This is a genomic window from Chitinophaga ginsengisegetis (assembly GCF_900168065.1).
Taxonomy (GTDB): domain Bacteria; phylum Bacteroidota; class Bacteroidia; order Chitinophagales; family Chitinophagaceae; genus Chitinophaga; species Chitinophaga ginsengisegetis.
Map to the genome: position 1 here is coordinate 222,073 of NZ_FUZZ01000004.1, position 12,312 is coordinate 234,384.

A 12,312-nucleotide genomic window follows, 5' to 3' on the forward strand; every position below is an offset into this window, starting at 1 on the left:
TTAAGTGGATCAAATTTAGCCAATTATTCCCTCGAAAAGCTACTTACGAAAAGTTATAATTTATGTAAACTTACTTCACCACGGTTTTCAGCCATTTTTCCATGAGCGAAGGCCAGGCTTCCCCTGCCGGGTTGCCGTTACGCAAGCCGTATCCGTGACCACCTTTGGCATAAAAATGCAGTTCCACCGGCACTTTGGCGGCGCGGAGGGCGCCGGCCATTACCAGGGCGCTGTTGCCATAGAAATCATCTGCAGTGGCAAAAAGGAACATGGAAGGCGTTTCACTGCTTAATGTCAGTTCAGGGGTGAGCGCCCTGTTTTCTCCTTTATCAAGATAAGCGGGGTAAATGAGTGCGCTGAAAGCCGGGCGTGCAGATAAGGAATCTGCTTTATCAATTGGCGTATAGGTATGCACGTTATATTGCGTAGAGGCCCTGGCAGTAAGACTTCCACCTGCCGAAAAGCCCATCATTCCTATCTTGCCGGGTTCCAGCTTCCATTCTGATGCCATGCTGCGCACCAGGCGGATAGCGCGTTGTGCATCCTGCAGGGCGCCGGCTTCTTTTTTGGGTACCCGGTATTGCAATACAAAAGCAGTATACCCCAGTTTATTGAGCCAGGCGGCTATTTCGTATCCCTCCAGGTTAATGGCCAGGATACTATAACCACCACCGGGACAGATGATGATGCCGGCGCCATTGCTGTTAGAAGCTTCCGCCGGAAATACTTCCAGGATAGGATCTGTAACATCGGTGAGCCGGGTTACATTATTGCTGCCATCTGCCGTTACCTTTGCGGTTTGTTTGGCGGCTGTTTCACCGGGCACCGCAGCGGGCCAGAGATGGATCTTCCGCTGTTGCGCGGTAATGGCTGTATTTACTCCTAACATCATTAATAAGACAACTATTTGTTTCATAACCGGATTTTCAAATTCATATAATGAAACAAATGTAATAAAAGAAAGGAGCAGATAAAAGAACAGCTTCCCAAAAGGGAAGCCGTGTTCAGATCTAACCGGCAGGATATGCAGATCCTGTCAGTGTTTATGCTAATGAAAACAGCACTGTAGCAAAGGTTATTGGTTCCTGACCTGGTTGACTAAATAGCGTTGCAGGTAATTACGATGGTCCGGGTTACGGTATCATCACCGAATTTGCCGGTACCGGTAATTGTAAATGACGTGGCGCTTGTTTTCACTGCCTTGAAAGTTCCGGTAAAATCATCTTCTACCGGTTGTTCCAATGTGCCGTCTGTCTTCAGGTTCCAGTTAAAGGTGCGCGTTTGCGGCATATTCCCGTCGCATTTGGTGGGGCCTTCATCTTCCACACCGGTGCCATTTGCATTATAGATCACGTAATCATCTTTTGTGCATGCGGGAAGATCTTTATAAAGATCCTGCACTTCTTCTTCCTCTAAACCGGGACTGATAGTCATGGCTTTGATCTGCCATTTTTTGCCCACCAGGAAAGCGGCGTTCATTCCTTCTTCGTTACCCGGTTTGTTCTTTTCTTTTTTGCATTGTGTAAAAAACAATACGCTCATAAAAGCAACCAGTAAGAGGGCAACACGCTGCCGGGGGAACATTAAAACTTTTCTCATGATTAAATATAAAAATTGTGAAACAAAGGGTTAATGGGTGCAAAGCTAGTGTGCACCTGCGTTTCACATCTCAGTATAAATACTTAATCAAAAAAATGAGGAGAAGGACGGAGAAAAAAAATCACCGGGTGAAGCGATTGCCCCGGTGATCTATATTTTATTTTACACACTTTTTTATTTTACACATTGCAACCAGGCTTCCGCCATCAGCTGGGCGCCGGCTACGCTGGGGTGTACACCATCGCCGGTCCAGTAGGCGGCCGGCGCTGATTTCTGTGCTTTATCAAAAATAGATTGATAAGGAATAAAAGTAGCCTGGTATTTATCGGCCAGCTCCCGTGCAGCAGCGCGGTATTCATCAAAAGCGGGATACCACTTATCATCTACGGCCTTCACGCCTTTTACCGCAAAGGGTTCACCGATGATCAGCTGTACACCCGGCAGCTGCTCTTTGGTGCGCGTCAGCAGTTTATCGTAGTCGTCGCGGTAAGTTTGCACCGTGCCTTTATAGTTGTTGCTCAGCGTGTGCCAGTAATCATTTACACCTACCAGGATGCTCAGCACATCAGGTTTAATCACCAGGCAGTCGATATCCCAGCGGTCGGCCAGTTGAAATACTTTATTTCCGCTGATGCCTTTATTATATATCTTCAGATTCTTATCTGCATTTTTTAACAGCATAGCTGATGCGGCCATCAGCGCGTAACCGCCGCCCAGTGCGCCGCCTGCATTAGGTTGATCGTTATCGCGTTTACGGCCTGCGTCGGTGATGGAATCGCCCTGGAACAATACCACGCTTTCTTTTTTCAGTATTATCTTCTTAGGTTTTTCTGTTACCGTTGCGGCGGCAACAATATCTGGAATGCTGATGGCAGCAAGGGTTCCCAGGGAAACATTCCTGAGGAAATTACGTCTGTTTGATGAATTCATAACGATCCGGATTAAATGTTAGTTGCGGCATAGTCCACAATCAGGCACTTAAACTATAAAAAAGAATTGATATTTTATACAAACGCGCTGAAACCAGTGATAGCCCTGCCCACAATCAGGGAATTGATTTCCTTTGTGCCCTCGTACGAGTAAATAGCTTCTGCATCGGCCACAAAGCGCGCTACATTATACTCCAGCAAAATACCGTTGCCACCCATTACTTCCCGCGCACGGCTTACTACATCGCGGGTACGCAGCGTACAAAACACTTTGGCCAGTGAGGCATGTTCGTCTTTTAGTCCGCCTGCATCCTGTATTTCCGATAAGCGGAATACCATTGTTTGCATGGCAGTAAGATTAGACAACATTTCCACCAGGTGCCCCTGGATCAGCTGAAAAGCGGCAATAGGTTTTCCGAACTGTTTACGTGTTTGCGTATACGCCAAGGCATTTTCATAGGCGCCACGTGCGCAACCTACCGCTTCCCAGGCCACACCTGCACGTGTCATGCGAAGTACGCGGGCCGTATCTTTAAAGGAAGATGCATTTTGTAAACGGTCGGATTCTGCAATGCGGCAATCTTTCAACGTGATCAATCCATTCTGCACAATACGGAGCGCCATTTTATCATGGATCTTTTCCACGCTGAAGCCGGGCGTATCTTTTCTCAGCAGGAATCCTTTCACCTGGTTATCGTCCACATCCCTTGCCCATATAACAATTACATCCGCGAAGGTGGCATTGCCGATCCATTTCTTCTGGCCGTTTAATATCCATGTATCCCCTTCCCGTTTAGCCGTAGTGGTTAGTCCGCCTGCAGTACCGGAACCAACTTCCGGTTCGGTAAGCCCAAAGGCGCCGATAATATTCAGCTGCTGCATGCCCGGCAGCCATTCCTGTTTCTGCGCTTCGGAACCCAGCATATAAACAGATCCCATTGCCAGTCCGCTTTGAACGCCGAAGAAAGTTGCCACGGAGGCGTCTATACGCGCCATTTCCATTGCAATGATACCTTCCATCAGGAACGACCGGTTAGGGCAGCCGTATCCGTCGTAGGTAACGCCGCAGATATTCAGCTCCCTGAATTTGGGAATGATTTCAAAAGGGAATTCCGCTTTCAGCCAGTATTCATTAACGATGGGCTTGATTTCCTTTTCCATGAATGCCCGTACTTTCAGTTGCAGGGCCCTGTCTTCCGCATTGAGTTTTGCCCCGAGGTCGTAGAAGTCGCCCTCAATAGGCGGCAGTTCTTTCTTCTTACTGCTGCTGGTGAGCATTTTCATTAACCCGTTCAGTTGTGTATCATCCATTTTTCCAACCGATTCCATCACCTTTGGCAAGTCTACTTTTTCGGAGAGTTTGGCCAGCATGGCGAAATCGATGCTCTTCAGCAGGTGGTATGCATTCTTCAGTTTCGTGAGAGGTCCGGACATCTTGCATGGTTTTGCTTAAAAATACGGAATATGGACTTAAAGATGGCGTGGACAATAGCTGGTTCATACTTAGCACATGCTTTACACATGCCTTTAACGTGGAGAGGACCTGGACCTGACGTGGAGGGGACGTGGACTTGATCGGTAATGCATTGTGTATCAATGCGCTATAGGGGGTTCCGGGAAATTCCTGCGAAGGGTTCCGTCAGAGAAAAGAACTGTATATCAACACTTTATGCAGATTATAAAGATAAACGGGATCTGTTGAAAATCCAAAAAAATCAGTGTAATCAGCGTAATCCAGGGAAAGACAATATCCGCACCGATGGCAGATCAGGATAATTTGGGGTTGCCAATAATGAGTACAGAATAGAGGAAAATGGCGGGAGTTTAAAATAGGGTTGCATAGAACCATATGCAACCCCGGTTTAAAACACAACTAAAAAAAACTAACTTCTAACAAACATATAGGCATAGCTGTTATATTGCTGACGCAGAAAATTGCGAATCCCTCTACTTCTCTCAAAAAAAATATTAATCTTTTCTTCTAAATAAAAATATTATCTGTAATGTGTAAACTGTAATTGTTTTCAAAAAGATAGTTACTTTCGCAGCGATCATTTCATATACTAAAACTTCCTGAAGGTTAAATGATTACATCACCTTCTTACCAGGCATATAAAGAATTATTTCATTCACAATACAATGACTTATGTAACTATGCCTATAGTTTTCTGAAAGACGATGCAGCAGCAGAAGATGTTGTACAGGAAACTTTTATTAAGCTTTGGGAGAAACACCGGCAGCTGATAGACATACCTAATATAAAGGCATACCTGTTCCGTGCGGTCCGGAATAATTCTATTTCTGTGCTACGCAAACAAAGTACAGAGGAAGCAGGTAACAAGGGCTTTGAATGGCTGGCAGAAACGGCGGAAGATCCCGACGCAAAGGAAGTTGAAAATGCAAAGCCTTACTATGAGCAACTGGTATATGAAGCTATTGCCAACCTTCCCCCGCAATGCCGGGAAGTATTCACCTGCTGCAGGTTGCAGGGAATGACACATCAACAGGCGGCCACCAAACTCGGTCTTTCCGCCAAAACGGTTGAAAACTACATGGGGCGGGCATTGAAGCTGCTGCGGAAATATTTGCAGCAGTATGGACTGCCTGTCAGTATCCTGTTTTTACTAAAAATATTCATGCCCCTATAGAGGGTTGTTATATTAATGAGCGTTATTTAAGTAGAGCACACTGTATTATGGAGCATTTTGATACCTACCTGCATGAGATAATTGCCAAAAATCTGTCTGGTCAATGTACGGAAGCTGAATCTGCTGCCCTGCAACGATGGCTGGAAGCTTCTCCCGAAAACCGGGCAGAATATGAGGTACTTGCAAAACTATGGCAGGACAGTCCCGCTGCAGTTGTGCCCAGGCGGGAGTACAATACTGCCGCTGCCTGGGATAAAACAGACCAGGCGATACAACCGGCGCCGTCCCGTGTAAAGGCACTTTACACCAAATATGCTGCCGCTGCAGCTATCCTGATATTGCTGACTGCCGGCGCATGGTGGCTGGAAACTCGCTCGTCGCTGAAGAAACATGAACTGGCAGCCAACGATGGTAAAATAAAAAGCCTGGAATTACCTGATAAATCAATGGTAACACTCCGGCAGGGCGCTATGATCCGGTATATCAACGGTTATCACCACAACCAGCGTATCGTGGAACTGGAAGGAGAAGCCTTCTTTGAAATAGCCAGTGATCCGGAACATTCGTTTTTAGTAAAAACGCCCAATCAATCGGTGATTGAAGTACTGGGTACTTCCTTTACCGTACAAACAGGGAAAGACAGTACCGCCGTTACCGTTGCTTCCGGCAGTGTAAAACTCGGTGTGGAAGGCGATACCGCCGCTGTAATCCTGAATAGTGGACAGCGCGGTGTGTGGGGCAACGGGCAGCTGTATGCCAACAATAACCACAACCTGAATTTCATTGCCTGGAAAACAGGTATTTTGCAATTTAATGACCAGACACTGCTTGAAATATTGCCACAATTAGCCGACTTTTACGCAAAAGATATCAGGGTTGATGAAAAATACAGGGAAACTGCATCGCAGCAAAAAGCTACGATTACATTCCGCAATCAGTCCTGCGATGATGTTTTGCATGAATTACAACTATTGCTTGGGTTCCACTATCAACAGGACGGCGATTCCATCGTCATCGGCCAGTAGAACAACAAACCCTCTTTTCCTTATTTATGGCATGCTGTTGTTGCTGTTCCCGTTTCAATTCCTGCAGGCACAGCACAACGGAAAGGATATTCTCCATCAAAGCTATACCCCTGCTTCCCGGCAGGGGACTATTTTATTTTATATACAGGATCTCCAGAAAGTAACCGGTATCAACGTTTCCTATAGCTCCAGCTTTTTACACCTCAATAAAAAAGTGCAGCTCAGCGGAACAGAACATACCACCGGCGACGTACTGAATGCCATCCTCCAGGGTACCGGCATCCAGGCGGCTGCTCTGAACGGGAAAATATTCCTGCTCCGCGAAACTTCCCAGGTACAATACTATACCATCAGCGGATTTGTAAAAGAAGTAAACAGCAATGAACTGATCATTGGCGCGTCCGTATATGACCCCGTTACCCGGAAAGGAACCGAAACCAATGCCTATGGCTTTTACAGCCTGCAGGTACCGGATACCTGCCTGGGCGTGGTGTTTTCACATATCGGCTACAAACCCGTGTTCCAGCACCTTCCGCCACCGGACGACGGGCAGATGGACATACACATGGAAGCCCGCAGCATGCTGCAAACGGTGGTGGTAAACGGCGAAAAGGAAACCGTTAATTCACAGCCCGGGTACATTAACATGCCCGTTGGATATGTATCCAATTTCCCGGCGCTGATGGGGGAAAAAGATGTACTGAAATCATTACAGCTGTATCCCGGTACCGGCAGCTCCCTGGAAAGCAGCAGCAACCTGCTGGTAAGAGGTGGCGGCGCGGACCAGAATCTGTATCTCCTGGATGGCGTTCCCCTTTATCATACCGGCCACCTGTTCGGGCTTTTCTCCATCTTTAACGGAGACGCTGTGAAAGATGTGTCGCTTTATAAAGATGCCTTCCCGGCCCGCTATGGCGGCCGCCTTTCTTCAGTAGTGGATATCCGTACAAAAGACGGGAATATGAAAGAATGGCATGGCAGCGCGAGCCTGAGCCCCGTTTCCGGCAGCGTCCTGCTGGAAGGCCCCATCGTAAAGGACCGCAGCTCCGTTTCTTTGTCTGTAAGACGATCATTGGTAGATGCCCTCTATGGGAGAGCTTATCTGAAAGACTATGGCAAGTATTATCTCTACGATGTAAACTTCAAACTCAACCAGGTTATCGACAACAAAAACAGGATCTATGCGAGCTTCTATAAAGGACAGGATAAGATGTTTATCAGGAGCGAGAACCCCGTTATACAGCTGTTTGATGATTACAATTTTGACTGGAGCAACATTACCGCTGCTGTTAAATGGACCCGTGTGGTGAATCCAAAAATATTTTCCAGCACCACTGCTACTTACAGCCGTTTTTATAACCTCTTTACGCAAAATTCCATCATCCCCCTCTCCTTTTACGACTCGCTGTTTGTAAGAGGAAAAGGTGTTTCCCGGGTCAGGGACGTAGCCATCAGGAATGAAACGGAATATGCGGTGAGCAACAGTCACCATATTTCCTTCGGCGGCGGATACACCTATCACAACTTTGCGCCCACAGCCTATCATAACAACATCTCGGCGGGAGAAGCAACACAGCGGAAAGCGCCCATTTATTATATGTCGGAGTTTTCCGCCTACGCGGAAGATGAACTCAGCTTGCTGAACGACCGGCTGATTGTGCGGCCCGGACTGCATTTCGGGGCACTGGCGCAGCGTTCCTCCTTTTATGCCAGCTTGCAGCCCCGCCTCATGCTGCGGTGGAAGCTGCCCCATTCACAATATGTACAGGCGTCGTTTGCTGAAATGACACAGTTTGTGCACCAGCTCACCACCCCGGTACTCAACCTCCCTACTGACCTGTGGGTGCCCAGCACTGAAAATATTAAACCGGAGCATGCCTATTCCTACAGCGTTGCTTATCAGCGGCAATGGAGCAACCAGTGGCGCTTTAACGTGAACCTCTATTATAAACAACTGAAAAATATTGTTACCACCAACACGGTGCTGAATATCTTTGATAACTCTGATCTCTGGGAGAAAAAAGTGATCGCCGGCAACGGCTATAACTACGGCAGCGAATTGCTGCTGGAGAAAACACAGGGCAAGCTGACCGGGATCTTCTCCTATACCCTGTCGTGGGCCTGGCGACAGTTCGACCGGCTGAATGCCGGAAAGATGTTCCCTTATAAGGAAGACCGCCGCCATAATATTTCCCTGGCGCTCAAGTACCGGTTTAATCCGAAATGGAGTTTATCTGCTTCCTGGAAGTTCGCCTCCGGCGCGCCTTTCACTCTGCCGGTGCAAATATTCCCGGACTTCGATTGGGGCCGTAATATCAAAGGATACCTGGATGAACGCTATTCGCCGTTCTCCACCTACCAGCTAAATTATTTGCCCTACATTTCCCGGTTAAATAATTACCGCCTGCACCCGGTGCATCACCTGGATCTCGGCGCTACCTTAAACCTGGGCAATGAAAAACGCTTTCATCATGTGATCACGGCGGGTGTATATAATATCTATAACCGCACGAATCCTTTTATCGTGAGCTTTGACCAGTTCTCTTATTTTGACTACAGTGACGTATACCCGTTACAGTTATATCAATATAGTTTATTCAGAACATTGCCGTATCTGACTTATACGTTCAAATTTTAATCATGAAGTACCTGTTTATATTATTCCCGGTTTTGATGGTGCTGCTGCTAACGGCCTGTGAGCAGGAATTACCGCTTCCCCCCAACAATGCCGTTCCCAGGGAAGTGGTGTACAGTGAGCTGGTGGCTAACAGCACACCGGAAGTGCGGGTAGGTAAAAGCAAGCCGGTGGGGCCTGGTATCAACACCGGTTTCGACCTGGTGGAAAATGCAGATGTACAGCTGCTGGATAAAAACGGGCAACAGCTGGAAACACTTACGTACATGAAGGATTCCAGCAATGCCATGAGTGTATACCGCGGTAAAACCATGCTGGATGCAGGTAAAAATTATAAAATACAGGTAATGGTGCCCGGTCTGAAAACCGTTACCGCCATGGCTTCTATCCCTCCTCCTTTTAAAGTGGAACTACAGGATACCCTTCGTACATTGCTTAACGGACGGCCCGTGTTACGCTTTCATTTTACCGTGAATCCTATTCCCGGTGTGAAACAATACCTGGTAATGGAAGCAGTAAAGCAAAGCGTTACCACGGATACTACTTTTTCGTATAGGGGTCGCCGGTATAAGAAGAGCGAAAACGATTCCCTCTACCAGAAAGTAAAAAACCTGCCTGGCTGCAATCCTAAAAAAGACAGCAGCTTCCTCAATGATTATCTCCGGATTCCCTGTTATACACAGGATGAGAATGCCGACAACAACCAGATTGGTGGTTTGAATGAAAACTATAACAGCATCCTGTTTACACAATCGGGTAAGCCGCTTACCACTTATTTTTATATCAATGCCACCGCCCTCAGCTCCAATCCTGCTGAAGCCATTGCGCCGGTAGGAAGGGTGCTGGTATATGTAAAATCTGTCTCAAAAGAATATTATGATTTCCTGCTCACCTATGAAAAGGTAAAGCGGAATCCGGGGCTGAACAGCCTTATACAGGCCATTCAGCTCAGGAGCAATACGCAGGGCGGACTTGGTATTGTGGGAGGTAGTTACCAGAAATTGTATTATCTCTATTACGATAAACTATAAGCGGCTATTTTACTTCGTAGGTGTTATCCCGTTGGTTGATGTCTGCTGCCCAGGTGCTTCCCAACGTTACTTTTTTTATTTTTTTGGGAGATGAAAACAGGAGTGAAATTGTTTTGTTGCCCTTCTCCCATACCGTGATACTCCGGTGTAATTTCGCGGTGCTGTTGTCATCAAAGTAGATGGTTACATCTACCGGAACAGGTTTATTTCCGGTGGAAGTGATCTCGATGGTTCCTTGCTTTCCTTTTTGTGTTACCCGTGTGATGCCGAGGTCGGGAAAGCCGTTGTCGAAGAACCAGCTTTTCCAGAACCAGTCCATGTTCCTGCCGGCGCCGGTGTTCATACAGTAGAAGAAGTCGTACGGCTGCGGGTGTTTACCGTTCCATTGCGACATATAGTAATGCAGCGCTTTCAGGAAAAGGGTATCGCCCAGCATATCTTTTACGTAGAGGTATCCCAGGGCTGGCTTGGGATAGGAATTGGTTACATAGGCATCCGTGGTTTGGTTGGAGGGCGTCATAATGGGCAGGTCCGCCTGTTTGCCTGCGATGTAGTTGTAAGGCAACATGCCATAATCATCCACGATGGAGCTATCGATCAGCGGTGAAATGATCCATTCGCCGATAGTAGCCCATCCTTCATCCATCCAGGCGTATTGCGTTTCATTGGTGCCCATGTAAAAGGGAAAGAGTGTATGAAAAATTTCGTGGTCGGTTAGCTCGATGGTTTGGGCTTTATCGGCCAGCGGGTTATCGTTTACCATCATCGGGTATTCCATCTGGTCCAGTCCGTCGAATACCGTTTCATGCGAATACGGGAACGGCCATTTAGGAAAGTGGTGGCTCATCTTATCTACGGTGGCACGGGCGTAATGTACTACATCAAAGAAATCGGCATGTGCGGGGTTAAAGGCTACATCCACGCGGGTGCGCCTTTTGGTGGCGGCATCTACTTCTACGCTGGTGGCGTTCCAGCAGTAGTGGTTGCTGATGGCAAATGCAAAGTCGGTGACGTTGGCCGCCTCATACTGCCAGGTATTGGCGCCACGCCGGCGGGTGATGTTGCCTTCCCGCATATCGGTGCTATCTATCACCGCGATGATATCGTTGCTCTTTTCTGCGGCAGCAATGCGTTGCACATATTTATCGTTGTATACGGCGGCGGTATTTTTCAGATCGCCGGTAGCCCATACCTGGTAGTTGCCGGGCACTGTGATGGCTACACGAAAATCGCTGAAGTCGTTGTAAAACTCCTGCGTACCCATGTAAGGGATCTGGTCCCATCCGTTGATATCGTCGTATACCGCAATGCGTGGAAAGAAGTAGGCGATGAAATAAGCGCCGGAGTCCACTACGCCGGTTCTGATGTGCGTGTTTTCGTTCAGGGTGTAGGAAAAGTCGAGGTTAAACTGTACCGACTGCCCCGGGTAAAGATCAGGGATGGATACCGGCATATTGGTGCCGCGGATGGTAACCGGCAATGGTTTGGCTTCGCCGTTTACCTTCATGTTCTTTATAACTACGCCATTGGTAAGGTCTTCCGGGGAAACCGCCATATTTCTCACGGCTCCTTTCTGGAAGAGGTTGGGAAACAGTTTAAAGTTAACGGCTCTTAATGTATCGGGGCTGTTGTTGGTATAGCCGATCTGCTCCGAGCCGGATACCTCGTTTGTTGCCGGGTTGAAGGCCACTTTAATATCGTATCCTGCTTTGTTCTGCCAGTACCTGGCGCCCGGGGCGCCGCTGTAGCTGCGGGTTTGATTGTTGTATGCCTTTTTGATGGTCAGCGGCATATACAAAGGGGCTTGGGCGGTAGCCTGCTGAAACGCTGCCAGCAGCAACCATAAAATGCAATATTTCCTCATAAAGCTATATAAAAGCGGTGGCATCAAAAGTAGGGAATTACCCGGAAATGGCGTGGCAGAAGGAAATGCTATGGGATATGGGTGGTATCCACCGGCGCTTTAACAGAATCTGTCGGGATACGCAAACTATCTGATGGGTTAGTATGCAAACTGTCGGTGGCTGAATTCGTACTGTCTTTCCCGTTGGCTCCTTTCCCGGGCAACGGAATAGTGGGCGCCGTATTGCGGCGTTTGGGGGAGTAAGCGCTTACAGACCCCTGCTTCTGCATATCATTCATTGTTTTTTTATCAAAGAGATATTTAGGGTGTTTCTCCGGCCGGAGTCCCCGTTCAAACTGGGCCTCCGCTCCCACTGCGGGCGCCTGGTACACCTTCCGGGAGGAATGACAGGCCCATAAACAAATACCGGCAGCCAATACGAGGTACTTCATACAAATGAAAATAAGAATGAATACAGGCAGAGGGGGGACATCTTTTAAAACGGTAAAGCCGGGGTGTTTATTATCAGCAGGGAACGCTATGTGCTGCATTTACCGGTGATGATACATTTTGAAATGTAACATCGCTGTATTAAATTTAGC

General features: G+C 47.6%; 10 protein-coding genes. 4 read left to right on the forward strand and 6 right to left on the reverse strand.

Annotation, left to right across the window (positions count from 1 at the left end; translation table 11 throughout):
- Positions 1-70: 70 nt before the first annotated feature.
- The 4 genes from B5Z18_RS23610 to B5Z18_RS23625 all read right to left on the reverse strand — a co-directional run bounded on the left by B5Z18_RS23610 (position 71) and on the right by B5Z18_RS23625 (position 3,962).
- On the reverse strand, positions 71-916 hold the full coding sequence (locus B5Z18_RS23610) for an alpha/beta hydrolase (RefSeq protein ID WP_079471993.1): 846 nt from the start codon (positions 914-916) through the stop codon (positions 71-73).
- A 182-nt stretch (positions 917-1,098) separates the two neighbouring features.
- Positions 1,099-1,599 (reverse strand): lipocalin family protein, encoded by a 501-nt coding sequence (locus tag B5Z18_RS23615; RefSeq protein WP_133256189.1) that lies wholly within the window; start codon positions 1,597-1,599, stop codon positions 1,099-1,101.
- A gap of 174 nt (positions 1,600-1,773) precedes the next feature.
- Entirely contained in the window at positions 1,774-2,529 is a 756-nt protein-coding gene (locus tag B5Z18_RS23620) for an SGNH/GDSL hydrolase family protein (protein ID WP_079471995.1), read from the reverse strand.
- Positions 2,530-2,603: 74 nt separating this feature from the next.
- Positions 2,604-3,962 (reverse strand): acyl-CoA dehydrogenase family protein, encoded by a 1,359-nt coding sequence (locus tag B5Z18_RS23625; RefSeq protein WP_079471996.1) that lies wholly within the window; start codon positions 3,960-3,962, stop codon positions 2,604-2,606.
- Between the two features lie 650 nt (positions 3,963-4,612).
- On the opposite strand from B5Z18_RS23625, the gene B5Z18_RS23630 reads away from it, so the two are divergent.
- From B5Z18_RS23630 to B5Z18_RS23645, 4 genes are read left to right on the forward strand one after another with little or no spacing between them, the layout of a single operon-like run.
- A complete protein-coding gene (locus tag B5Z18_RS23630; protein WP_079471997.1) occupies positions 4,613-5,176 on the forward strand; it encodes an RNA polymerase sigma-70 factor in 564 nt (187 codons plus the stop codon).
- A 47-nt stretch (positions 5,177-5,223) separates the two neighbouring features.
- Positions 5,224-6,201 carry a FecR domain-containing protein gene (locus B5Z18_RS23635; protein ID WP_079471998.1) on the forward strand — a complete coding sequence of 326 codons (978 nt, stop codon included), beginning with the start codon at positions 5,224-5,226 and terminating at the stop codon, positions 6,199-6,201.
- Between the two features lie 31 nt (positions 6,202-6,232).
- A complete protein-coding gene (locus B5Z18_RS23640; RefSeq protein WP_159454404.1) occupies positions 6,233-8,839 on the forward strand; it encodes a TonB-dependent receptor in 2,607 nt (868 codons plus the stop codon).
- 2 nt (positions 8,840-8,841) lie between these two features.
- The gene (locus B5Z18_RS23645; protein WP_079472000.1) at positions 8,842-9,867 is read left to right on the forward strand and encodes a DUF4249 family protein; all 1,026 of its coding nucleotides are present in this window, start codon (positions 8,842-8,844) and stop codon (positions 9,865-9,867) included.
- A 4-nt stretch (positions 9,868-9,871) separates the two neighbouring features.
- Here the strand turns inward: B5Z18_RS23645 and B5Z18_RS23650 are convergent, their stop codons facing one another.
- Positions 9,872-11,731, reverse strand: coding sequence for a M1 family metallopeptidase (locus B5Z18_RS23650; RefSeq protein ID WP_079472001.1), 1,860 nt, complete (start codon positions 11,729-11,731; stop codon positions 9,872-9,874).
- A gap of 68 nt (positions 11,732-11,799) precedes the next feature.
- Positions 11,800-12,162 (reverse strand): hypothetical protein, encoded by a 363-nt coding sequence (locus tag B5Z18_RS23655; RefSeq protein WP_143313672.1) that lies wholly within the window; start codon positions 12,160-12,162, stop codon positions 11,800-11,802.
- Positions 12,163-12,312: the final 150 nt, after the last annotated feature.